The organism is Pseudomonas sp. PA-5-4B, from assembly GCF_021606215.1.
Lineage (GTDB): Bacteria > Pseudomonadota > Gammaproteobacteria > Pseudomonadales > Pseudomonadaceae > Aquipseudomonas > Aquipseudomonas edaphica.
In genome coordinates, this window is record NZ_WKDB01000009.1 from 19,862 (window position 1) to 43,706 (window position 23,845).

Sequence of the window (23,845 nt, forward strand, 5' to 3'; positions counted from 1 at the left end):
CGCAAAGCCTGCTTGACTGTGCGCGGGCACAAAGACAGCACCCAGCAAGGTGGCCGAGACTCTTTGGGCGATCAACGTTACCCTCGCATCGCGAAAAATCATAATAAAGAGAGACTGCCATGTCACAGAGCGCCGCTGCCACACTGGCCACCGATGACGATAAAAACGCCATCTACAAGCGCATTACCCTGCGCCTGATCCCCTTCATTTTTATCTGCTACTTGTTCAACTACCTGGACCGGGTGAACGTTGGCTTTGCCAAGTTGCAGATGCTCGATGCGTTGAAATTCAGCGAGACCGTGTACGGCCTGGGGGCCGGGATCTTCTTTATCGGCTACGTGCTGTGTGGTGTACCGAGCAACTTGGCGCTGACCAGGTTCGGCCCTCGACGCTGGATTGCACTGATGATGATCGTCTGGGGCACGCTTTCCACCTGCCTGCTGTTCGTCACCACTCCCAGCCACTTCTACGGCTTGCGCCTGTTGACCGGTGCCGCAGAAGCCGGGTTCTTCCCCGGCGTGGTGCTGTACCTCTCGCAGTGGTTCCCGACCTTTCGCCGTGGGCGGATCATGGCATTGTTCATGTCGGCAATTCCGGTGTCCGGCCTGCTGGGCAGCCCATTTTCCGGCTGGATCCTCAACCACTTCGCCGCCGGCCAGGGCGGCCTTGCGGGCTGGCAGTGGATGTTCCTGCTGCAAGGCATTCCCACGGTGATCCTGGGCGCCCTCGCCTACTTCCTGCTCAGCGACAGCTTTGCCAACGCCAAGTGGCTCACGCCCCATGAACGTGCAGTGCTGGAAGCCGATCAGGCGACGGACTTGGCCAACAAACCGAAAACCACCACCGATTCGCTCGGCGAAGTGTTCAAGAACCCGGCGATCTGGGCGTTCGGCCTGATCTACTTCTGTATCCAGAGCGGCGTGTACGCCATCAACTTCTGGCTGCCATCCATCATCAAGAACCTGGGCTTCAGCGATAACCTGGTGATTGGCTGGCTGAGTGCGATTCCGTACCTGCTGGCCGCCGTGTTCATGCTGTTGGTGGGCCGCTCCGCCGACTTGCGCAAGGAACGTCGCTGGCACTTGGTGGTGCCGATGTTGATGGGTGCGATTGGCTTGGTGATTGCGGTGAACTTCGCCACCACCCCGGCGCTTGCGATTCTCGGCCTGACCATCGCCACCATGGGTGCCCTTACCGGCCTGCCGATGTTCTGGCCGGTACCCACTGCCCTGCTCAGCGCGGGTGCGGCGGCTGGCGGCCTGGCGCTGATCAACTCCATGGGGCAGATGGCAGGGTTCTTGAGCCCGTATATCGTCGGCTTTGTGAAGGATGCCACCGGGTCCACGGACATGGCGCTGTACCTGCTGGCGGCGGTGATTGTGGCCGGCAGTGTGTTGGCGTTGCGCATGACCCGTACCTTGAAGGTATAACGCAGTCTCTTTGAGGGCTGGCTTGCCTGGAATGCGCGTCGGTATCTAGGTAAGTCTTGGCCTCGGCTGGGCCGCTCTATCGCAAGAGCGGGAGGCATAACCGTTATTGGGGTGATGGCGCAACTCTACGCCGCGGTTACCCCAATACCAGTTATGCGCCTCGCCCGACCGCCCACCAGCGCGGCAACAACTGCCGCACACGGGCCTCGCCAAAGCGATCATCGATCAACATCACCACGCCTTGGTCCTGCTGGCTGCGGATCACCCGTCCCGCCGCCTGTACGACCTTCTGGATACCCGGATACAAATAGGTGTAGTCATAGCCCGCGCCGAAAATCGCGCCCATGCGCGCTTTCATTTGCTCGTTGACCGGGTTCAGTTGCGGCAAGCCCAGTGTGGCGATAAAAGCGCCGATCAAGCGCGTGCCGGGCAAATCGATGCCTTCGCCAAACGCGCCGCCCAGCACGGCAAAGCCAATGCCCCGGCTGTGCTGGGTGAACTGGTCCAGAAACCCTTGGCGTTCGGCTTCGGCCATGCCGCGTGACTGCAGCCACAGCACAATCTGCGGGTGCCGCTCGGCCATCAACTGCGCCACTTGTTGCAGGTAATCAAAACTTGAGAAAAACGCCAGGTAGTTGCCCGGTTGCGTGGCAAATTGTTCGGCAATCAGCTCGACAATCGGCGCCAAGGAGGCTTGGCGATGCACAAAACGCGTGGAGATCGCATCGACGATGCGCACCTGCAGTTGCTCGGCCTGGAACGGTGATTCCACATCGACCCACGCAGTATCGGCAGGCAATCCGAGCAAGTCGGCGTAATAGTGGCGCGGGCTCAGGGTGGCGGAGAACAGCACGCTGCTGCGGGCGGCGGTCAGCCTGGGGCGGATGAACTCGGCGGGCACCACGTTGCGCAGGCACAGGGTCGAGGCGCTGCGCTTGCCGAACTGGCGCTGGCTGATATCGAAGATGAAGTGTTCATTGAACAGCTCTGCCACCTTGGCAAACTGCAACGCCTCGAAATAGAAGGTTTGCAGGTCGCCGCTGAGGGCCAAGGGGTGGTCGTTGAAGTAATCGCCCATGGCGCTGGTGCACAGGCTTAAGGCCTGCAGCAGCTTGTCGGGTTTGCTGGCGTAGGCCTGGTACGGTGCGACTTGGTCCTTGTGCACGGCGTTCCATTCGCGGTTCAGGCGCTGCAACGGTTTTTTCAACGGCTCAGGGGCGCTGTCGCGCAGGGTCTTGAGGCTGTACTGATCAAGGCTGGCGCTGTACATCGAGCGGGCGCGCTCCACCAGGTTGTGGGCTTCGTCCACCAGCACGGCGGCGCGCCATTGGTTCAACTGGGCCAGGCCGAACAGCATGGCGCCGAAGTCGAAATAGTAGTTGTAGTCGGCGACCACCAGGTCGGCCCAGCGCGCCATTTCCTGGCTCAGGTAATACGGGCAGACGTCATGGGCCAACGCCACCTCGCGCAGGTTGCGCTGGTCCAACAGGCGCACCTTGGACGCCGCCACGCGTGCCGCCGGCAAGCGATCATAAAAGCCCTTGGCCAACGGGCAGGAATCACCGTGACAGGCTTTGTCCAGGTGCTCGCAGGCCTTGTCACGCGCCACCAGTTCGAGCACGCGCAGCGGCAAATCGGGGCTGCTGGTGTAGAGCACGTGCGCGGCGTCGAGGGCCAACTTGCGCCCGGGTGTCTTGGCGGTCAGGAAAAACACCTTGTCCAGCTGCTGCGGCGCCAGCGCCTTGAGCAGCGGGAAGATCGTGCCGACGGTCTTGCCAATGCCGGTAGGCGCCTGGGCCATCAGGCAGCGGCCCGTGCTGACGGCCTTGTAGACCGACTCGGCCAACGCACGCTGGCCGGTGCGAAACTGCGCATGGGGAAACGCCAGCGCCCGCGCGGCGTCGTTGCGCGCCTCGCGGTGCTGCATTTCCTGGCGCGCCCAGCCGAGGAACAGCGCACATTGCTGGTTAAAGAACTGCTCAAGGTCGGCCGCTTGAAAGCACTGGTTCAGCAAGGTTTCACCTTCGCCAACAATATCGAAGTACACCAGCGCCAGGTCGATCTCTTGCAGGCCGAGTTTGTGGCACATCAGCCAGCCGTACACCTTGACCTGCGCCCAATGCAATTGGCGATGGTTGGCGGGTTGCGCGTCGAGGTCGCCGCGATAGGTTTTGACTTCTTCCAGGCGATTGCTGTCCGGGTCGTAGCCGTCTGCCCTGCCCCGCACTTTGAGCTGCTGGTATTCGCCTTCCAGGGCCACTTCATTCTGGTAATGGGCACTGCGTCGTGAGGTCACCGTGCGATGGCCGATAATGCCTTCCTGGGCGCTGGGCGATGGCGTAAAGCGCAGGTCCAGGTCGCCGACCTTGGCCGTGAACTCGCACAGCGCGCGCACCGCAACGCTGTAGCTCAAGCGGTTTGCGCCCAGCGCACATAACAGACAGTCACCGGCATCTGGTATTCGCCGCAGAACTCCAGCCAGCGCAGTTGGTTGTCCTGCAGTCGGTCACCAGGGCCTTTGACTTCGATCATGCGGTAGGTCTTTTGCGCCGGCCAGAACTGGACCAGGTCCGGCATGCCGGCGCGGTTGGCGCGGATATCCAGCAGCAGGCGTTCAAACCAGTAACGCAGGTGTTCGGCCGGCAGGCACGTCAGGGCTTGCTCCAGCAGCTCTTCACTGAGCAGGTTCCAGAACACGAACGGCGACTGGATGCCCCATTTGTCCACGTAGCGCTGGCGGATGGTGGTTTTGTAACGCTCATCCGTAAGCTGTTCGAAGCACGCGGCGAACAACACAGCCCGACGTTGATGAAAGTCTTCGCTGTGCAGGTCCACCGGCCCGCGCTGGAACGGGTGGAAAAACGAACCCGGCAGCGGCGCGAAAATCGCCTCCCAGCACAACAGCCCGAACAGCGAATTGATCAGCCCGTTTTCGACGTAATGCACCGGCGCATCGGGCGCGCTCAGGTGCGCCTGCACGCAGGATTCCACCGACATCAGCGGCGCCTGCACCAGCGCCAGGTCCAGGCGCGTGACTTCACGTGGCTTGACCTTGGGCAGCGCCGGTTCACCGAGCTTGCGCCGCAGGCGTGGCAGCACGCGCAGCAGGTGCTGCTGTTCGGCAGCGCTTTGCGGTGCTTGCTGCGCCGCGCACGCCAGGGCCATGGCTTGCGCGTAATCCTCCTGGCGTTCGAGCACGCGAATCAACCGCGAGCGCGCGCCGGGATAGGTGCAATCACGGTAGATCTGCGCCGCCAATTCCAGCTCGGCACTGCGTTCGCAATAGTGGCCGATCTGGAACAGTAACTTGGCCCGACGTTTTTCCAGCCACGGGTTATCCGTGGCAAGCAGCACGATCTGCGCCAGTACCTCGTCCAACGCCTGGCCGGCTTCGAAGGCCTGCTGGCATTGGTGCAGATACAGAAAACCGTGCACATCGTCACGGCTGCGCAGGCCACGGGATTCGGCGCAGAACTCGACTTTTTCGTAGGTGTAGATGCCCAGGTCAGCCAGCACGAACTCCGACCAATCCTGGTGCAGGTTGCCGAAGAACATCAGCCGCAGGCGGTCGCACAGGTCCATCACGGTGAGGCTGTAGAGCGTGTCGCTCAGTTCGGGGCACCACTGGGCAAAGCTGCGTGACTCAGTGAACTGCGCCGCCAGCCCTTCCAGCCAGTCGGCCTTCTTGCCTTTGGGCTGGTCAATCCACGGCGCGAAGGCGGCGAGGATTTCGCCTTTTTGCAGCAGTGCGAACAATTCATCAAAACCCAGTTGGCTCTGCTGATCCACCCAGCCCTGCTGCACCAGTGCAAGCGCCGCCGTGTGGGTGCAGCCAATTTCGAGGTAATTGAGTTTGCTCGCACGAAAATGCGCGCCCTTGCGCATCACCATGCGCACCAATAACGCCTGGGACGGCTGCGGTAACCTGTCAAATTGCTGAATAAACTGCATTTCATCCGGGTCGAGCAAATCGGCATAACGCTGCCCCAGCCACAGCAGGACTTGGCGGAAGTTATGCAGGTAATACAAGGGATCGTCGAGGGGATTGGCCATGTCGCGCGCTGATCAAATACTGGTTATGCATACAGAGTGCCGCCAGCGGCGGGCTGTTGCAATCAGTAATAGATAAATGGCCCACGCAACTTTTTGTATAAAAGTGATCAGATAGGACAGTTGATGGCGTAACATTTGTGGCCCGAAGCCTTAGGCGCGGGACTTTTCAGGGTTAAAGGTAAGGGTAATGAACATGAAGAATTTGGGTCTGCCGCTGGTTGCACTCACTTTTCTGCTAATGGCCGGTTGCTCCACGCAAACCGTAGTGACATTGCAAAATGGCACGCAGTATTTGACCAAGGACACCCCCAAGACCAAGACAGCCGATGGGTTCTATGAATTCACCGACATCGCCGGCAAGCACATCCGCATCAAGGCTGATGACGTTGCGACGGTACGCAGCGAAAAGTGAAAGCAATCGCCTGAACATAAAAAGCCCCGCAATGCGGGGCTTTTTGTTTGATCGTTCCCTCACTCCGCGTGGGAATGCAGCCCAGGACGCTCCGCGTCCCAAAGCGTGACGCAGAGCATGGGAACGATCAGTACCGGTAGTACGGGTGGTAATACGGGTGATAGTAGGGATGGTAGTAATACGAGTGGTAGTACGGCCGGTAGCAGCATGGGCCAGGATAGGCCGGGTACACCGCGCACCCGCCCAAGCCCAGTAGCACCAAGGCGCACAGCAGCAATCGAAGTCGGGACATGTTCGGTTCCTCACATGACGCGCGAAACAGCTCGCGGGTAGTGATTAAACGCGTGAGGCCTGCCGGACCCGTCGCAGCGTTGCGCCGCTGGTCGGTGAAGATTTATTTACCGAAGGATTTTCGCCAACCCGGCGTTCAACCGATAAGCCGCCTTCATCTTCGAAGGCGGTAGAACGGAGAAAGACGGCCATGGCACTCATGTCCCGGACGGTACGCGCGCTGTTACTCATCCCCCTGAGCCTGGCGGCGCTGGCCAGCGCGCCGGCGTTTGCCGATACCATCATCATTCGTCAGCCGCCGCGGGTCATCGTGGTTGCTCCCCCGCCGCCGCCGGTTTATTACGGGCATTGGGGTTACGCCCCACGGCCTTATTACTACCCACATCATGTTTACAGCTATGGCTACGGCTACCCCCACCGGCCGTATTGGGGCGGTGGCTGGCGGGGGCAACACTGGCACTGATCAGCCGATGCTGACGCCATCCGCCCACAGGCCGCCGTGCCCGACGCCGACCAGGGTCACCGAGTCGGCGCCAAAGGTCAGCACCGTGTCTGCGCCGACCACTTTGGCATGGTCGCGCAGGTCGGTGCTGCCCTCCACATTCTGGAACACCAGCTTGTCCGTGGTTTGGTAGCCAATCACCCGATCATTGCCAAAATGGCCGCTGAACAGGAAGGTGTTATGCCCGCTGTTGTCGCGGATTGTGTCATTGCCTTTGCCACCTTCGATAAAGTCTGCGCCCTTGCCGCCCTGGATCAGGTCATTGCCGTGGCTGCCGATAATGAAGGTGTTGCCCTTGTGCGGTTCGGCATTGCGGTTAAGGTCCTGCACCCAGGTGGTAGCCCGCGCCGGGTCAGACAGGTTGGCGACAATCACTGTGGAGTCGCGGGTCATCTGGTCGTAGAAGCCGGACTCGAGGATGCGCGTCATGCCGTCGCCATAACCGGTGGGCAAATGTGAGACCCAGGTCGGCAGGTTGACGATCGAAAACGGCAGGATATTCCACAACGTCGAGGCGTAGTGGTCGTTGAAGCTGACGATATTGTCGGTGGTCGACTCGTGGGGTTTGTCGTGCACGCCCAGGGACGACAGGTTGAAGGATGAGCCGTCGAGCGCGCGGAACACCGGGTCGTTTTCGTAGCCGATATTGAGCACTTTATCGCCCGCGCTCTGGGTCGGTGAGGCATAGGCCACGTAGTTGGCGTCCTTGTAGAACCCCGACCATTTGTTGTTGCTTAAATCTGCCATGCTGTTGACCGCCAGCCCGCCCAGGCTGTGGCCGCTGACGACCACGTCCTTGCCGCTCAGGCCATGGGCGCCGGCATAGTCGGCGACATTCTTGAGCAAGCCGCCAAAGGCTTCGCCCGCATAGTTCTTTGCATAATCCTTGGGGCCGAAGGCCGCCAGCAGGTCGCTGATTACGTCGCCGATGGAGTCTGTGATCAAGCTTTCCCGTGGCCCCGACGTGCCGCGGAAGCCGATGCCGATTTCGAGCAGTTTGCCGGCGTCATCGTACTTGCCCAGCACCTCGACCTGGGCGGTGGTGTAACCGGCTTTTTCGCCAAAGAAGGTGCCGCGCGCATCGACCTTGCCGCCATAGCCCAGGTCACTGGCGCTTATAGGCGTCCAGCCGGCTTTTTGCACCGCATCAAGCGCGGCCTTTTCCGAGTCGGGGTTCCAGGGAATCCCCGGGATCACCCCTTGCGAATTAGTACTGCCCAGCAACGCCCCCACCAGCGTGGCCGGCAAGCCAAGCCCCAGGCCGTTGTGCTGGTAACCCACGGCAAAGCCGTTGTCCAGGTTGTGGTAGGAATACAGCGTGATCGCCATGGCATCGGCGAACAGTGTTTTGGAGCCCTCGGTGCCGAGGTTTTTATAGTCAAAGATACCCATGGTAGTGCCTCTCTGTTGTTGGATTTGTAGAGAAAGCGAAAACACGTGTGGCCCTCGTGGTGAGTGAGCCTATGTGGGAGCTGGCTTGCCTGCGATAACCTCACCTCGGTACAACTGACCGACCGAGGTGTCTGCATCGCGGGCAAGCCCGGCTCCCACATAAGCCCAAACCCATACAAGGTGTGAAGCCTTTTAGAACGCCCAGTCGAGGCTCAACCCCACCCCGTGGACCTTGTCCTTGCTGGCCAACAGGCCGTTGTAATCAAAATTGACCCGCGCATCCTTGCTCAGCGCCAGGCTGACCCGCGCACCGACCAACGCGGCGTCGCGCACCATCGGCGCACTTTCCACTGCGAACGCAGGGCCGCCCGAGGCGAACGCCAGGTGCTGCTCGGAATCGGTGCTGCTCAGGTTGTGCTGCCAGCCCAGGGTGCCGGACACTTCCAGTTGCTGGTGATCGTTCACGTTAAAGGTCTTCAAGGCGCGCACGCCCAGGGTGCTCAGCACCACATCGCGGGTGTCGTCATGGCCTTTGAGCGCGGCGGCGTCACCCTTTTCGGTGAACCCATCAGTGTCCAAATGCACATAGGCCAGGTTGGCGAATGGCTCCAGGGCCAGCGGTTGCAGGTTGACGCGGTAAGCCGCCTCACCAAACACCTGGGTGCTGCTCGCGTCCACTTTGACCTTCTGCTTGCCGGCCACATCACCGTATTGCAGGTCACGCTTCACATCGGCGCGATGCCAGCTGTAGGTCGCCCCACCGCTCAGGCGCAAGGCACCGATTTCATGCCCGGCATAGGCACCGAAGTGGTAGCTGTCGACCGAGGCACGGGAATGGGTGTCGTTGCCCATGTTCAAGGAGGTGTCACTGTAGCCAGCGACCAAACCGATACGCGTCGAGTCATCCAGTGCGCCATCCACACCGGCGAGCATGCCGCCCAGCGACGTGGTGTAGCCCGCGGTGTCGCTGCGGCTGTCGGTCTTGCCCCACGCGCCCAAGGCCTTGACCCACACGTTGCCACGGCTGTCGATGGTTTCGCTGCTGGCGCCCATCTCGCCATTGCGCAGGCGTTCGCCAACGGCTTCGCGCACGTAACGGCTGTCGTTGATTAACGCACTTTGCAGCGCCGGGTAGATTTCGCCGGAGAGCTGCTGGAACGCGCCTTGGGCCGAGGCCGCATTGGGCGCCAGCAACAGGCTTTCATACACCGCATTGCCGGCGCCCAATTGGTCCGCCGCCGTCGCGACCGCACGCTGGTTCGGCGTGACCGCCACACTGGCGAAGCTGTTGGTGCGTGCCACGTCCAGTTGCACGCCGTTGGCGGCATAGTTCAGCGTGCCGCCGATAAACAGGTAGTTCGGCAGCACCGCGCCGAAGCTGCCGGTAATACCGCCTGCGGCTTGCAGGATGTTGTACTGGCGGCCAATCAGGCTTTGCGCCTGGGCGTTGGTTAGCAGCGTCGGGCTGTTCTCCAGGGCCAGGGTCACAGTACCGCCATTGAGCGTGGCGGTGCCGCCGGCCACAATGCGGTCGCTGCTGGTGGGCGACAGCTCAACCGCGTAGGTCGAACCCGCATCAAAGGTGACATTGCCTGCCACATTCAAGGTGCCGATGGAGTTGCCCGGCGCCACGGTGCCGCCGCTTTTGGCAGTCAGCGAGCCGATACGGCCCGAGCCACCGAGCACGCCGGCCTGGCTGACGGTGACGTCGGAAGTGACCGAACCATTAATCGCCAGCAAGCCCTGGTTGACCAGGGTCGGCCCGCTGTAGGTGTTGGTGCCGCTCAGCACCAGCGTACCGATGCCCTGCTTGGTCAGGCCGCCATGGCCGGAAATGTCATTGCTCCACACATCCAGGCCGCAATGCACGTCGGTGCACAGACGCTGGGTCGGTTTACCGGCATCCACCACCGCACCAATGCCTGGCAGGTCGGCGACAAACTGGCTGCTACCATAGGCGCCGTCGATACGGAACTCAGCAGGAATATCCTCAGCGGTCACGAACATCCCTGGCCCGTTGACTGCTTTGCCCAGGTTGATCATGCCCCAGCCATACAGCGCGTCGATGCCCGGCGCGCCAAGGTCGGTGGCGGTGGTTTTGAGCACGGTGGCGACCTGCTCGCCGCTCATGTACGGGAAGCGCTCCATCAGCACCGCCGCTGCGCCGGCCACATGGGGCGCAGCCATGGAGGTGCCGTTTTTGTTGGCCCAGTCGGTGGTCAGGTTGCTCAGGTCGGTGCCGTTGATGATCGAGCTGAAAATTTTGGTACCGGGTGCCGACACACAGAAGCTCGCCGCATAACCGCAACGTGACGAGAAGGTGCTGATCACATACGGGTTGGCACTCGCGGTGTCCGGGTTTTGCTGCAAGGCGGCTACCGACAGCCAGTTCGGTGCAATTTCCGGCACAAAGTACGCAAGACCCGACATCGCGTCCGGGTTGTTGCGGTTGTAGTCGTTACCGGCGGCAAAGATGGTCAGCACGCCGCTGCGGGCCGCATCGATTGCGCCTTGGTAGGCGCCGCCGGCAAGCGTGCCGAGGATCGGCCGGATGTTGTTGAACTGCGCCTGGGCTTCATTGACCGTGAAGTTGGGGTACGCCGGATCGCGGCCGCCCTTGGCGTATTGATCGCCAATGCCGATGCCCCAGCTGTTGTTGATGATGCGTGCGCCGCTGGCCACCAGCCCATCCCAACCGGCCTTGTACACCGCGCCGTCGTTGCCGAGGATGATCCCGTCTTCCGGGCCTGGGTCGCCGTTTTCGGCGCTGAGGATCTGCGCATTGAACGCCACGCCATGCATCGGCCCGCCGTCACGGTTACCGGCGGCAATCCCGCCGACGTGGGTGCCGTGGTTACCCAGCTTGCCGTTGGAGTCCTTGGACGGCGTGCCGTCATAGCGGAACGCATCGCCGGCCTTCACCGGGATATACGGGTCGGTGTATTGGCGGATGCCCTCGGTGACAATCGTCACCACCTTGTTGGGGCTGGCGAACTCCGGGTGCTGCGCATACACCGGCTGGTCAAAGATGCCCAGCTTGACGCCTTTGCCGGTGTAGCCGGCGGCATACGCAGTGTCTGAATGGATGGCGCCCAGCCCCCAATCGGCCTTGAACTCGTTGCTGCGCCAACTGGCGGCATCGCCCAGTTTGCCGGTTTCCACATAGGGTGCGGCCTGGGCGGTCCCCAGACTTGCCAGGCAGCACAGCAACGCGCCGTATGGCACGCAGCTCAAAGCCTTGAGCGGGTAGCCCGGGCCTGTGTGAGTGGCGGTATTTAACCCTGGTTTGCGTTTGTTCACGGTGACCTTCCTTAGTTTTCTTATTGCACTTTTTTGGAAATCCAACCTGATCGTTCCCACGCTCCGCGTGGGAATGCAGCCCAGGACGCTCTGCGTCCAAAGCGTGACGCAGAGCGTCACAAGAGGCATTCCCACGCAAAGCGTGGGAACGATCATCGCTGCGGCGTGTTTAGAACTGCCAGTTAAGGCTCAGCCCCACGCCTTGGGTTTTCGCACGCCCACCCAACTGGCCGTTGTAATCCAGGTTGACCCGCGTGGCCTTGCTCAGCGCCAGGCTGGCCTGCACACCGACCAGCGCGGCATCGCGCAACAACGGCGAACTGCGCACGGCAAAAGACGGCCCGCCGGCGACAAACGCCAAGTGTTCTTCGGATTCAACCGCCGTCAGGCTGTGCTGCCAGCCCAGCGAACCGGACAGTTCCAGCTGCTGATGGTCATTCAGAGGCAGGGTTTTCAAGGCCCGCACACCGAGGGTGCTGAGCACCGCATCGCGCCGATCACTGCCACGTTCCAGCGCCGCCGCAGCGCCTTTTTCATGAAAGGAATCACTGTCCAGGTGTACATAGGCCAGGTTGGCGAACGGCTCCAGCGCCAGCGGTTGCAGGTGAATGCGGTAGGCAGCTTCAGTGAACAACTGCGCCGTGCGCGCATCCAGCTTGGTCTTTTGCTTGCCGCTGACTTCGCCGTACTGCAGGTCACGCTTTACGTCGCCGCGATGCCAGCTGTAGGCACCACCCACGCTGACGCGCCAGTCGCCCAGTTCACGCCCGGCATACGCGCCGAAGTGGTAACTGTCGATGGACGCCGACGAGTGCGTGCCACTGCCCATGTTCAGCGAACTGTCGCTGTAGCCGGCAACCACACCCACGCGGGTCTGTTCATCCAGCGCGCCGTCCACACCGGCGAGCAAACCGCCAATCGAGGTGGTCGAGCCTGCCGTTTCGCTGCGGCTGTCGGTCTTGCCCCAGGCGCCAAGGGCCTTGATCCACAGGTTGCTTTCGCCCTTCACCGGCACATGGCGCAGGCGTTCACCTACAGCATCGCGCAGCTGCAGGCTGTCGTTGATCAGCATCGCGCCAATCGCCGGGTAGATCTCACCCGACAGTTGCTGCAAGCCCTGGCGGGCCGTGGCCACCGAGTCCGACTGCAACAGGCTTTCATACACCGGGTTGCCGGCGCCCAACTGCTCGGCCGCCGCCGCGACACTGCGCTGGTTACGCGTGGCGGCAACGCTGGCGAACGCCGCGTTGTTGCGCCCCACGTCCAACTGCACGCCGTTGGCGGCGTAATCAAGGATGCCGCCGAGGAACAGGTAGTTCGGCAGCACCTGGCCAAACTGGCCCTGAACGCCGCCCGCCGCCTGGAGGATGGTGTACTGGCGGCCGATCAGGCTTTGCACTTGGCTCTGGCTGAGCAGTGTGGGGCTGTTTTCCAGCGCCAGGGTCACGGTGCCGCCGCCCAGCACGGCTTTGCCGCCTGCGACGATGCGGTCGCTGCTGGTGGGCGTGAGTTCCACCGCATAGGTGGAGCCTGCGCCCAGGTTCACATCACCGGCTACCTGCAAGGTGCCTACCGAATTACCCGGTGCCACGGTGCCACCGCTGTTGACGCTCAAGGCGCCGATGCGCCCGGAACCGCCGAGGGTGCCGCTGTTGTTGACGGTCACCGCCGAGGTCAGCGAACCATTCACGGCCAGCAGGCCGCCATTCACGCTGGTGGCACCGCGATACGTGCTGTCGCCGCTGAGCACCAGGCTGCCGGCGCCGGATTTGATCAGGCTACCCTCATACACGCGGTTGGCCGCAGCCTGATCACGGGCAGTGCCAACGGCGTAATCGGTCTGGTCCTGCTGGCTGGCATTCGCGCCCACGCCGTTCTGCCAACCCTTGTCGATCAGGGTTTGCTGCCAGGCGCTGTGTTCGGCGCGGTCTTCGGCCTGGCGCTGAACCAAGGCCTGGTCGGAGATACCATTGCTCCACACATCGCCCTGCCCGGCCGCCAAGTTGACGTTCATTGCGCCGAGCAATTGCCCCGGGCCATGCATCGCTCGGCCAAGGTCCGGCACGCCCCAGCCGACGATGGTATTCGGTGCTTGAGTGACAGAGCCGTCGAGTTGCGTGGCAGTGGTCAACAGTACCTGCAACGCCTGTTCATTGGTCATGTACGGGTAGCGCTCCATCACCAGCGCCAGCGCGCCGGTGGCATGCGGTGCCGACATCGAGGTGCCGGACTTGACCCCATAACCGCCATCGGGAATGGTGCTGTTGATCAGCGCGCCAGGCGTAGAGATGCACCAGTATTTGGCGATTCCGCACTTGTTGTATTTCTGGTTATTGGCTTTATCCAGGCCGGACACCGCCAGCCAGTGGCCTTCCAGTTCCGGCTGGAAATACGGCAAGGCCGAGCGCACGCTGGCATTCGCATACCCGCTGTTGCCGGCGCTGAACACGTTGATCACCCCGGCCTTGGCCACATCCGCCGCGGCATCCAGCCAGGTGCCCTGGTTGTAATGCTGGGCATAGGCGGCGTGCAGGCCGCCGAGGGTCTGGTAGCTGACATCCTTGGGCTGGCTGCCCCAGCTGTTGTTGATGGCGCGCACGCCGGAATCCACCAGCGCGGTATACACCGCCTTGAAATACTTGGGGTCCGGGGTCGGGCCAAACAGGAAGCTGTCGTTGGCGTTGGTGTTGCCCACGTAGATTTGCGCGTTGTAGGCCACACCGTGCATGCCCACGCCATCACGGGCTGCGCCCATGGTGCCGGTGACATGGGTGCCGTGGGAATCATTGTTGGGGTTGAGTGCGCCGGTGGTGCTGAACGGCTTGCCATCGACGTAGGTGCCGCTGGCGGTGACAGCGTGGTAGCGGTCTTTGGAAGCTTCAGGGTGGTTGGGGTCAAAACCCGAATCCAGCGCGCCGACTTTGACCCCGCTGCCGGTGATGCCGGCCGCATAGGCTTCATCCGCCTTCATGCGCCCCAGGCCCCAGTCGCTCTGGAATTCGGCGGAGCGCCAACTGGCGGGGTTACCCGCTTGGCCGTTTTCGGTATAGGCCGCCTGTGCCGCAACGGACAACAGGAGTAACGAGCCTGCGGTAAACGGTTTGAAACGTGGTGAATGGGTGATCATCTAACCCCTCCTTATTCTTCTTATGGATGCTCATTTCACCGGGCCGAAAGCCTCATCGACTTTCGCCAGGTCGGTGTCGCGCAAGTTGCCCGCGTAGTAGTGCAATTTGGTCCAGGCCATCAGGTAGTCGTAGCGGGCCTGGGCCAGGTCGCGACGGGTGCTGTACAGCTGCTGCTCGGCGTTCAGTGCGTCGAGGTTGACCCGCTCGCCACCGAGGATGCTTTGCTTGGTCGACACCACCAGCGCTTCGGCCGAGGTCAGGGCCTTTTGGTACGCACGCAATTTGCTCACGCCCGACAGGCACGCACTGAACTGGCGGCGCAGTTCGATCAGGGTTTCGCGGGTCTTGCCTTCCAGCTCGTACTCGGCCTGCTCCATGCCACGGCTGGCCTGGCGAGTCGAGGCGGAGATCCCGCCACCGGCATACAGCGGCAGGCTGACTTCAACGCCGATGGTGTTGGTGTCGTAGCGCTGGTTGTAGGTGTTGCCGCTGTCGGACTCCTGTTTGCGCGAGCTGGCATACGCGGTGATCTTGGGCAAATGCCCGGCGCGGTTGCGCTCCACTTCATAACGCGCGACTTCCACGGCCTGGCGCTGGGACGCCAGCGTGGGGTTATTGCTCAGCGCCAGTTCATGCCAGGTGTCGTAGTTGGCCGGGGTCAGGGTGAAGGCAGCAAAGCTCTGGTTCAGCGGCGCCAGGTCGTGGATGTCGACGCTTTGTACGCCGATCAACGCCCCCAGCTCGCGCAACGACGCGTCCTGCTCGTCCAGCGCCTGGATCTCTTCGGCGGTAGCCAGCTCATAGCGCGACTCGGCTTCGAGAATGTCGGTGCGCGTGCCTTCGCCCTGTTGGAACAGGTGCTGGTTCTGCTGGAACTGCTGCTCGTAGGCCTTTTTCTTGGCGCGGGCGATGTCGATCTGGTCCTGGGCAAACAGCGCCTGGGTGTAATAGCTCAGCACCCGCACCAGCAGCGCCTGGCTCTTGTCGCGAAAGCTTTCATCGGCGAACAGCGCCTGGGCCACGCCCTTGCGATAGTTGGCATAGGCTTCGTAGTCGAACAACGGCTGTTGCAAGCTGAAGGTCGAGCCATAGCTGTTGTAGTTGCGGTCGTCGCGATAACTGCCGCCGCGCCCGTCCGGCAGGTGCGCCTCGGAGTTGTTGCGGCCCTTGTTGTAGTTGTACGACAGCCGCGGCAGCAGCCCGGCACGGCCAATGGTGCGGTTTTCCAGGCCCGCGTCGCGTTCCTTGATGGCGCCCAGAAACACCGGATCGTTACGCAATGCCTGCTCGTACACATCAAACGGCCCCATGGCTGCCTGGGAAACGCCGCACACCAACATCAACGAAATGAACACAACGCGCATGCTCATTCCTCAGTCAACGCAGAACCGGCGCGATCGAGCAGCGGTTTGAACAGGTAGTTGAGCAAGGAGCGTTCGCCGGTGCGTACAAACATCTCGGCGGGCATGCCCGGCTTGATCACCAGGCCGTGAAGTTTTTCCAATGCAGCCTCGCTGACCGTGGTGCGCAGCACGTAGTAAGGCTGGCCGGTCTTTTCATCGAGCATCTGGTCGGCCGAGATCAGGCTGACTTCGCCCGGTACACGCGGGGTGCGGCTCTGGTTGAAGGCGGTAAACAGAATGTCGACGGGTAAGTGCGTACCCACCTTGTCGACCAGGTGCACCGGCAAATGCCCTTCCACTTCCAGCCGCGTGCCTTGTGGCACGATCTCCAGCAGAGTCTCACCGGCGCGCACCACGGCGCCCTCGGTGTGCACACTGAGGTTGACTGCAATGCCATCGGCTGGCGCATTGATCTCGCTGTGCTGCAAATCAAAGCCCGCCGAGGTCAGTTGCTGCTCCAGGGTCAGGCTGCGCAGTTGCGCGTCGGCCAGTTGGCTGCGCACCTCTTTTTGATATTCCTCACTGTGCTGCTGCAATTTGAGGCGTGATTCGAGAATGCCCTGCTCCACGCGGCCACTTTCGCCAGTGTTTTGCGCCAGGTCCTGTTGCACCTGGGACAGTTGGCGCTGGTAGTCCAGCAAGCGGTTGCGCGGGATATAGCCGTTGTCGGCCAGGGGTTGCAGGTTGGCCAGTTGATCACGCAGCGATTGCGCCTGGGCAGACAGGTCGGTACGGGCGCGGCGCATGCCGCTCAGTTGCGAGGTGGCACCGTCGATGTTGGCGCGAATACCGGCTTGTTCACGGGCAAAGGCTTCACGGCGGCTGCTGAACAGCTGGCGTTGGCCTTCCAGCACCAGGGCCAGGGCCGGGTCGGGGTTGGCGCTCAGCTCAGCGGGAAAGGTAATCGCCGCTTGGTTGTCACGCTCGCTCTGCCAGCGTGCCACGCTGGCCCAGGCCATGCGGTACTGGGCTTGCAGCGACTGCACGTCGGCCTGGTTCTGGGTCTGGTCGAGGCGAAACAGCGGCTGGCCCTGTTTGACCAACTCGCCCTCCTTCACCAGGATCCGGCTGACCACCCCAGGGCTGAAGGTTTGCACGGCCTTGCGCTTGCCCGAGACCACCACCGTGCCTTGCACCGGGATGCCCTGGTCCAAGGGCGCGAGGCTGGCCCAAAGGAAAAACCCACCGGCGCCGACAATCGTCAACCACCAGCCCATCTTTACGAAAAAACCGGCATCACGTTCTTTAAAGCGGGGCTCTACAGTAAGGCTGCTCATGCGCCTGGATTCCTTCCGGTCTGGTACTGACGGCTAAGGCTCACACCGGCCTTTTCCCGTGGCGCTTCCTGCTGTTGCTGGCCCGACAACGCGCGCAGCACTTCCTGGCTGGGGCCGAAGGCCTGCAATTGACCTTCGCTGAGCACCAGCAACTTGTCGGCCTGGGCCAACGCCGAGGAGCGGTGGGTGACCAGCACCACGCTGCTGCCCTGGGCTTTCATCTGCACGATGGCGCTGGCCAGGGCGGCCTCGCCCACGGTGTCGAGGTTGGAGTTGGGTTCATCCAGCACGATCAAACGCGGCGCGCCATACAGCGCACGCGCCAGGGCCACCCGCTGCTTCTGGCCGCCGGAGAGGCCGCCACCGTTGTCGCCCAACACGGTGTCGTAGCCTTGCGGCAGACGCAGGATCAACTCATGCACACCGGCCTGTTGCGCGGCTTTCACCACCCGCTCCGGGTCGGCTTCACAAAAGCGCGCAATGTTGTCGGCGATGCTGCCGCTGAACAGTTCGATGTCCTGGGGCAAGTAGCCGATATGCGGGCCGAGGTCGTCGCGGTTCCAGCGATGGATATCCGCGCCGTCCAGGCGCACGGTGCCGGCCAGGGTTGGCCACACGCCAACCAGCACACGGGCCAGTGTCGATTTGCCCGAACCCGAAGCACCGAGCACGCCCAGCACTTCACCGGCGCCGAGGTTGAAACTGACCTGTTGCAAGGTCGCCACACGCCGCCCCGGCGGGCCGGCGCTGACGTGTTCGAAACTCACCTGGCCCTTGGGCGCCGGCAACGCCATTTGCTCGGCTTCGGGTGGGAATTCACGCAGCAGATCGTCAAGGCGTTGGTAAGCCAGCTTGGCCGAACTCCACTGCTTCCACACCGCAATCAATTGGTCGATAGGGCTGAGTACACGGCCCATCAGGATGGACCCGGCGATCATCATCCCGGCGGTCATCTCGCCTTTGATCACCAGGAAGGCGCCCAGGCCCAGCACCAAGGATTGCAGGCACAGGCGCAGGGATTTGCTCAGCGAGGTAATCACCGAGCCGGTGTCGCTGGCCCGGTTCTGAAACCCGAGGAACTGCGAATGCACCGCGAACCAGCGTTTACGCAACGCACCGAGCATGCCCATGGCCTGGATGGTCTCGGCGTTGTGCAAGTGGCTGGTAGCCAGCTGGGTTGATTGTTGGGAAAAAACACCCGCCTCGCCCAGTGGTTTTTTGGTCAGGTATTCATTCAGGCACGCCAGCGCGATCAACAACACAGCGCCCGCCGTGGCCAACACGCCCAGCCACACGTTGAACAGGAAAATCACAAACAGGTAGATGGGAAACCACGGCGCATCGAAGAACGCGAACAACGCAGGCCCGGTGATGAATTGGCGGATCACGGTCAAATCGCCCAGCGATTGCCCGGCATGCCCCTGCCCGCGTTGCAGGTTGCGTTCAAACGCGGCTTTGTACACGCGCAAGTTGAAGCGCCGCTCCAACTGGCTGCCGATGCGAATCACGACAAAACTGCGCAGTACTTCCAGCGTGCCGATGAAGACAAAGAAACCCACGACCATCAGCGTCAACATCACCAGGGTGGTTTCATTCTGGGAGGACAACACACGGTCGTACACTTGCAGCATGTAAATCGACGGCACCAGCATCAACAGGTTAATCAAGGCGGTAAAGCAGCCGATGCTGATCAAAATACCCTTGTATTCACCCAGCGCCCTAAATAAGGGCGCAACCACATTGGACTTCGCCATAGTGTCTGTTCTTCCCCGAAGCCAATGACGCGCAATAGTTGCCCGTGCCCTGAAGTGGGCGGCCAACTATTAAACTCTTGTTATAAGCTTATAACTTTTTAATTAAGGTGTTCGTTGCAGCACAACTTCCGGTATTGAAGGCGTGCGCCCTTTGTATTCACCGTCTTTCTCGCGATTCAAATGAATAATCCCGCTGCCCTCTGCATTAAAAAGCCAGATACCGTCCGGGGTCGGCGACCAAGTCAGGGGCTTTTCCCTCAGCCATAGCTCGGCGCAGGCGACATCACCGGCCACGGCGTTGGGCTCATCCAACAGGTCGAGTGCACACACCTGGTCCTGTTGCTGCAATTGCCAATGGCCGGCCAATTGCGCGGTGGTGGGTAAAACCAGACTGCTCGCCATGACGTGGGCTCCTGCCGAAACGAACAACACCTGTGAAGCACAGGCGATCAAATGGGAAAAACGCGGCATCTGCTGCTCCATCCTGAGAGCGCGGCGCCGGGGCGCCGCGCGCTTTACATCAGGCTACGATGTCGCTGGAGACTGCCTGGCCGACGGTGGTGACGAGGAAGTCCGCCACGCCGTGCCCGGAGAAGTCCACCGCCAAGGTGCCCAGGTTGGTACCCGAGGCATAGCTCAGTACAGCATCGCCGGCATGCCCGGTGAATGCATTGACGAAGCTCAAGCCTGCACCTTTGGTGATGCCGGACAGGTCGATCTTGTCCGAACCGGAGGTGAAGTCAAAGATCTTGTCCGCCGCACCCGGCTTGGAGTCGGAACTGGCACCGTACACGAAGGTGTCATTGCCGGCGCCGCCCCATAGTTGGTCCGCACCGCCACCGCCGTAGATGATGTCGTTGCCGGCACCGCCTTTGATGATGTTGGCGGCGTTGTTGCCGATGATCAGGTCATTGCCCGAACCGCCGAACGCGTTCTCGATGGTAACGCCCTTGGCGATGGACACGTTGCCCACCAGGCCGCCAACATCGGAGAACGAGGCCTCATTGAGGTTGATCTTCTGGTTTTGGGTGAAACCGGAGAAGTCCAGGGTGTCGTTGCCGCCACCGTCCCATACCGAGAACACCAGCTTGTCGGCATTGGACGTGGCGCTGAGGAAGTCACGCCCGGTGTTGGAGTTGAAACCGTAGGTGGTGTCGCCGGCGCGGGTGGCGTAGTTGGCGCCGTAGAGCTTCTGGATCGCGGCAATGTCGTCGATCAGCGGGCCGGACGAATAGGCTTCGACCCCGCCTTTACTGAAGTTCTGGTTGGTGTTGCTCTCGCTCCAGTAACTCATGACGCTGTAGCCACGCGTGTCCTGTCCATAGTCCGCGTCTTTGTACGAAGGGTTGCCGGTCCCGGCGTTGTAGTCGCCAGGGTGATCCAGGCCCAGGGTGTGCCCGATTTCGTGGGTCAGGGTCTGCCGGCCATAGTTGTTCAGGTCCGGGGTCTTGTTCGGTGTGTAACTGTTGTTGGTCAGGTACCAGGAAGTACCGTCCAGCCCGCTCTCGTTGTACTTGGCATTGGTGCCAGGCAGGTAAGCGAAGGCCGCTGCGCCATCCTGGCCGCTGCTGTAGTTGCCGAAGGTCATGTGGAAGTCACCGCCCGAGGCTTTCTCGGTGAAGGTGACGTTGGCCACATCCGCCCAGGATTGCATGGCCAATGCGGCCTGTGCTTTCTGCTGTGTGTTGAACTGGCTGAACCCGGAGATGCCATGTTTGTTCATGGTGGCCGAGGAAGCCGAGGTCAGGAAGGTGTAGGTGAGGTCGATCTTGCCGTTGCCATCAATGTCCCGATACGCAGCATTCTCGCGCAACAGGTGGTCGGCGGCCTGGTCCACTGTGAACGAGGGCTTCCCATTGACCGTGAGGTTACCGCCACGGTCATACAGATGGCTGAAGCTATCGATTTGCGAGTAAGCAGTGCTGGCTTGCGCGGCAGATACAATAGCTTTGTCTTTTACTTTTGACATAAACGTACTTCCTTGTTTGCAAGTGCATCAGTCTTTGTTCGATAGGAACCTCGCGGGCGAGGATCGTCCTATCACTCGCCTCTTTTGAAGGCGTATCGAAACTGACACAACTTGAAATCTTTCGTCTACAAATATTTCCGCAACAAAAATGTGACGTAGATTCAACTTAAGGAAGTCGCACACAGCGTTTGCTGGGGGTAATTGCGCTAGCGCGGCAAATCGCCGCCGACTGTTATTTAAATATTAAATAGCGGTAAAGCCGCTCTTGCTGAGCGGCCCTCTTTAATAATGGATCCAATATATTGACACGGTGTCATAGTTCAATATTAAAGAGCCACCACCCGCACTATTAAAGTGCGTGTCCCCCATTACCGGGACAGACTCCAGCCGCACTTGTTTAACGCGCCGATTAATACTTCGTCGGCAAGTCCGGGCACCGTGATGCCGTCTTCCGTCGTCATGTCCTCGCCCGCCAGGATCGCGTTGATAATCGCCTCCTCCACCGCCTCTGCGGCGGCACTGAACAAGGGCGAAATGTGGTCGTTGTTGACCATGCGCAATACGCTGCTGAGTGCCAGGTCCTTGCGCCCGTAATCGGCCGGTGGCAGGCCGTGATTGCCGGTGGCGAAGGCCAGGAACAGGTCGCCACTGGAATCCTCGGTGCCGCCGCCGGTGCGCGCGATACCGATGGAGGCGCGTTGCGCCAGGCGCTGGCATTGATGGGGCAGCAACGGCGCGTCGGTGGCGATGATCACCACGATCGAACCCATGCCCGGCGTGCCGCGCTCGGCGAAGGGTGATGGAATGTCCATCAACTGGCGCCCGACCGGGTAGCCATCCACGCGCAGCTCCTGGCGCTTGCCATGGTTGGCCTGCACCAGCACGCCGACGGTCCAACCGCCCTGCTCCTCTGGCACACGCCGGGATGCCGTGCCGATGCCGCCCTTGAACTCATGACAGATCATACCGGTGCCGCCGCCGACGGCGCCCTCTTGCACCGGGCCGCCCTCGGCCGCGTCCAGCGCCTGGCGCACATGTTCAGGCTTGACGTGCTGGCCCCAGATATCGTTGAGCAGGCCGTCGTAGGTTTCCATCACCACCGGCATGCACCAGTACACCGCCGGGTCCGCCAGGCGCTCGCGCTCTAGGGCAATCAGGCTGTCACGCACAATCCCGATGCTGTGGGTGTTAGTGATAGCGATGGGTGTGGTCAGCAGCCCCGCTTCGCTGATCCACTCAAGGCCGGTGGCGTCGCCATTGCCGTTGAGCACGTGGTAGCCGGCGAAACACGGTTGCTGTCGCGCCTCCCCGGCGCGCGGCTGGATCACGCTGACGCCGGTGCGCACCTGCTTGCCGTCGATGCTGGTCTTGAGCGTGGCGTGCCCCACCCGGACACCGGGAACATCGGTGATGGCGTTCAATTTGCCGGGCGTGCCCAGCCCCAACGTAATGCCCAGTTGACGTGCTCGCATACCCACTCCTTACAATTTCTGAAACGCCGGACTCGTCCGGCCAGTGATGCAATACAAAATCACCGACAAGGCCAGCAAGCCGATGATGATCATGATGTCGCGCACCGACGCCGCGGCGATCAGGGTCACCAGCAGGTAACCGGCGCCCAGTACCGCCAGCACTGCCGGCAGCGGCCATAACGGCATGCGATACGGGTGCTCGCGATCACGCAGCAGCACCCGGCTCATCAGCGCGCTCAACGCCACCACCAGGTACACCAGGATGATCAGCAATACACTGAAGGACGTCAGGTCCGCCAGGTTCGAGCTGAAACTCAACAGCGCCGAAGGCACCGCCAGGAACAGCGTTGCCAGCCATGGGGAATCCCAGCGCGGGTGAATACGCGTGAACAGCGCGTTGATGCGCGGCGTCCACAGCGCATCGCGGCCGCTGCTGAACACCACTCGACCAATCTGGATGACGATAGCGACAATCGCGTTGAACACCGACAGGAAGATCCCGGCACTGACCAGGCGTGACAGGGTTTCATTGCCGTGGCTGGTCAGCAGATAGCCAATCGGGTCAGGGCTGCTGATCATCGCGCTCAGCGACGGCGCGCCGATCAGCAGTGCCGTGATCGGCACCAGCTCGATCACCACCACCAACCCCAGCGACCACAGCACCGCTTTGTGCACGCCTTTGCCACCGCACTTCATGTCTTCGGCCAGCAATACCGCAGGACCATACCCATTGAACGAGAACAGGCCGATGCCGACGGCGCCAATTACCAGGGCCCAGGGCGCCAGGTGCAGCACGCCGTTTTCGACGATCTGCGGCTGGAACAGCACGCTGGCAGGCTGCACGGGATTACCAAAGCCGATAAACACGATCACCAGCAACGCCGCCACTTCCAACAGCAGGCAGGTGCCGGTAATCCAGGCATTGAGCTTGATATTGAGGATGCCCAGGGCGTAGCTGCACACCACGATCACCAGGGCGACGGTTTGCGAGTCGAATTTTGTGCCCAGGGCGTTATTCAGGTACGTCGCGGCCCCTGTGGCCAAGACCGGCGGGATAAACAACAGCATCACCAGCACCGTCAGAAACGTCGCATAACCGGCCATGCCGCCAAACACTCGCTTGGCATACACATATTCACCACCGGCGCTGTTATGGGCGCGACCGAGTTCGGCGTAACAGAAGGCGAACATCAGCGCGAGCAAGGCCGCCATCACAAACGCCATGAACACACCACTGCCCGCCTGCTGGATGGCAAACGGCGCAATCACGAATACGGAGCTGGCCGGCGTGACCGCCGAAACCGTGATGGCCACCACATCGAAAACACTCAGCGTTGGCTTGAGCACGCCGTCTGGCGCGGGGGAAGCACTCATATCGTTATCCTCTGTCGTTATTTTTGGTAGGAGGCAGAAACGAAAAAAGTCGGGCGGTTGCGAGATATGTTTCTCGCTGGATGACGGC

16 protein-coding genes are annotated in these 23,845 nt (G+C 61.5%); 3 read left to right on the forward strand and 13 right to left on the reverse strand.

The window, feature by feature from the left end; genetic code table 11:
* The first annotated feature begins 119 nt into the window (after window positions 1-119).
* On the forward strand, window positions 120-1,430 hold the full coding sequence (locus GIW28_RS06735; protein ID WP_017135601.1) for an MFS transporter: 1,311 nt from the start codon (window positions 120-122) through the stop codon (window positions 1,428-1,430).
* 151 nt (window positions 1,431-1,581) lie between these two features.
* Here the strand turns inward: GIW28_RS06735 and GIW28_RS06740 are convergent, their stop codons facing one another.
* Window positions 1,582-3,843: an ATP-dependent DNA helicase gene (locus GIW28_RS06740; RefSeq protein WP_236447194.1), complete on the reverse strand. Its 2,262-nt coding sequence runs from the start codon at window positions 3,841-3,843 to the stop codon at window positions 1,582-1,584.
* On the reverse strand, window positions 3,840-5,483 hold the full coding sequence (locus GIW28_RS06745; protein ID WP_236447193.1) for a VRR-NUC domain-containing protein: 1,644 nt from the start codon (window positions 5,481-5,483) through the stop codon (window positions 3,840-3,842). Before GIW28_RS06745 ends, GIW28_RS06740 begins: the two co-directional genes overlap by 4 nt.
* 187 nt (window positions 5,484-5,670) lie before the next feature.
* Between GIW28_RS06745 and GIW28_RS06750 the strand changes: the two genes are divergently transcribed.
* Window positions 5,671-5,895: a YgdI/YgdR family lipoprotein gene (locus tag GIW28_RS06750; protein WP_017135598.1), complete on the forward strand. Its 225-nt coding sequence runs from the start codon at window positions 5,671-5,673 to the stop codon at window positions 5,893-5,895.
* A gap of 127 nt (window positions 5,896-6,022) precedes the next feature.
* Here the strand turns inward: GIW28_RS06750 and GIW28_RS06755 are convergent, their stop codons facing one another.
* Window positions 6,023-6,187, reverse strand: a complete 165-nt coding sequence (locus GIW28_RS06755; protein ID WP_164487936.1) for a hypothetical protein — start codon at window positions 6,185-6,187, stop codon at window positions 6,023-6,025.
* Window positions 6,188-6,376: 189 nt separating this feature from the next.
* Between GIW28_RS06755 and GIW28_RS06760 the strand changes: the two genes are divergently transcribed.
* Complete coding sequence (locus GIW28_RS06760) at window positions 6,377-6,649, forward strand: hypothetical protein (RefSeq protein ID WP_017135597.1); 273 nt, start codon at window positions 6,377-6,379, stop codon at window positions 6,647-6,649.
* On the opposite strand, the gene GIW28_RS06765 is transcribed toward GIW28_RS06760, so the two are convergent.
* The 10 genes from GIW28_RS06765 to GIW28_RS06810 all read right to left on the reverse strand — a co-directional run bounded on the left by GIW28_RS06765 (window position 6,650) and on the right by GIW28_RS06810 (window position 23,757).
* Window positions 6,650-8,080 (reverse strand): polyurethane esterase, encoded by a 1,431-nt coding sequence (locus GIW28_RS06765; protein WP_017135596.1) that lies wholly within the window; start codon window positions 8,078-8,080, stop codon window positions 6,650-6,652. It abuts the gene before it with no gap.
* Window positions 8,081-8,272: 192 nt separating this feature from the next.
* On the reverse strand, window positions 8,273-11,380 hold the full coding sequence (locus tag GIW28_RS06770) for an autotransporter outer membrane beta-barrel domain-containing protein (protein ID WP_236447192.1): 3,108 nt from the start codon (window positions 11,378-11,380) through the stop codon (window positions 8,273-8,275).
* A gap of 169 nt (window positions 11,381-11,549) precedes the next feature.
* Entirely contained in the window at window positions 11,550-14,507 is a 2,958-nt protein-coding gene (eprS, locus tag GIW28_RS06775; RefSeq protein WP_236447191.1) for an autotransporter serine peptidase EprS, read from the reverse strand.
* A 30-nt stretch (window positions 14,508-14,537) separates the two neighbouring features.
* The gene (locus GIW28_RS06780) at window positions 14,538-15,872 is read right to left on the reverse strand and encodes a TolC family outer membrane protein (RefSeq protein WP_017135593.1); all 1,335 of its coding nucleotides are present in this window, start codon (window positions 15,870-15,872) and stop codon (window positions 14,538-14,540) included.
* 2 nt (window positions 15,873-15,874) lie between these two features.
* On the reverse strand, window positions 15,875-17,188 hold the full coding sequence (locus tag GIW28_RS06785) for an HlyD family type I secretion periplasmic adaptor subunit (protein WP_186616909.1): 1,314 nt from the start codon (window positions 17,186-17,188) through the stop codon (window positions 15,875-15,877).
* A complete protein-coding gene (locus GIW28_RS06790) occupies window positions 17,185-18,942 on the reverse strand; it encodes a type I secretion system permease/ATPase (RefSeq protein WP_017135591.1) in 1,758 nt (585 codons plus the stop codon). Before GIW28_RS06790 ends, GIW28_RS06785 begins: the two co-directional genes overlap by 4 nt.
* 102 nt (window positions 18,943-19,044) lie before the next feature.
* Window positions 19,045-19,413: a protease inhibitor Inh/omp19 family protein gene (locus GIW28_RS06795; RefSeq protein WP_026013573.1), complete on the reverse strand. Its 369-nt coding sequence runs from the start codon at window positions 19,411-19,413 to the stop codon at window positions 19,045-19,047.
* A 49-nt stretch (window positions 19,414-19,462) separates the two neighbouring features.
* Entirely contained in the window at window positions 19,463-20,911 is a 1,449-nt protein-coding gene (locus GIW28_RS06800; protein WP_236459003.1) for a serralysin family metalloprotease, read from the reverse strand.
* 368 nt (window positions 20,912-21,279) lie between these two features.
* The gene (locus GIW28_RS06805; protein ID WP_099549790.1) at window positions 21,280-22,383 is read right to left on the reverse strand and encodes a DmpA family aminopeptidase; all 1,104 of its coding nucleotides are present in this window, start codon (window positions 22,381-22,383) and stop codon (window positions 21,280-21,282) included.
* A 9-nt stretch (window positions 22,384-22,392) separates the two neighbouring features.
* The gene (locus GIW28_RS06810; protein ID WP_017135587.1) at window positions 22,393-23,757 is read right to left on the reverse strand and encodes an APC family permease; all 1,365 of its coding nucleotides are present in this window, start codon (window positions 23,755-23,757) and stop codon (window positions 22,393-22,395) included.
* Window positions 23,758-23,845: the final 88 nt, after the last annotated feature.

What these genes read in the sequence shown, in the direction of transcription:
- GIW28_RS06735 (WP_017135601.1), top strand. Translation starts at nt 120, where the DNA reads ATGTCACAGAGCGCCGCTGCCACACTGGCCACCGATGACGATAAAAAC.
- GIW28_RS06745 (WP_236447193.1), bottom strand. Translation starts at nt 5,483, where the DNA reads ATGGCCAATCCCCTCGACGATCCCTTGTATTACCTGCATAACTTCCGC.
- GIW28_RS06750 (WP_017135598.1), top strand. Translation starts at nt 5,671, where the DNA reads ATGAACATGAAGAATTTGGGTCTGCCGCTGGTTGCACTCACTTTTCTG.
- GIW28_RS06755 (WP_164487936.1), bottom strand. Translation starts at nt 6,187, where the DNA reads ATGTCCCGACTTCGATTGCTGCTGTGCGCCTTGGTGCTACTGGGCTTG.
- GIW28_RS06760 (WP_017135597.1), top strand. Translation starts at nt 6,377, where the DNA reads ATGGCACTCATGTCCCGGACGGTACGCGCGCTGTTACTCATCCCCCTG.
- GIW28_RS06765 (WP_017135596.1), bottom strand. Translation starts at nt 8,080, where the DNA reads ATGGGTATCTTTGACTATAAAAACCTCGGCACCGAGGGCTCCAAAACA.
- eprS (WP_236447191.1), bottom strand. Translation starts at nt 14,507, where the DNA reads ATGATCACCCATTCACCACGTTTCAAACCGTTTACCGCAGGCTCGTTA.
- GIW28_RS06780 (WP_017135593.1), bottom strand. Translation starts at nt 15,872, where the DNA reads ATGCGCGTTGTGTTCATTTCGTTGATGTTGGTGTGCGGCGTTTCCCAG.
- GIW28_RS06785 (WP_186616909.1), bottom strand. Translation starts at nt 17,188, where the DNA reads ATGAGCAGCCTTACTGTAGAGCCCCGCTTTAAAGAACGTGATGCCGGT.
- GIW28_RS06790 (WP_017135591.1), bottom strand. Translation starts at nt 18,942, where the DNA reads ATGGCGAAGTCCAATGTGGTTGCGCCCTTATTTAGGGCGCTGGGTGAA.
- GIW28_RS06795 (WP_026013573.1), bottom strand. Translation starts at nt 19,413, where the DNA reads ATGCCGCGTTTTTCCCATTTGATCGCCTGTGCTTCACAGGTGTTGTTC.
- GIW28_RS06800 (WP_236459003.1), bottom strand. Translation starts at nt 20,911, where the DNA reads ATGTCAAAAGTAAAAGACAAAGCTATTGTATCTGCCGCGCAAGCCAGC.
- GIW28_RS06805 (WP_099549790.1), bottom strand. Translation starts at nt 22,383, where the DNA reads ATGCGAGCACGTCAACTGGGCATTACGTTGGGGCTGGGCACGCCCGGC.
- GIW28_RS06810 (WP_017135587.1), bottom strand. Translation starts at nt 23,757, where the DNA reads ATGAGTGCTTCCCCCGCGCCAGACGGCGTGCTCAAGCCAACGCTGAGT.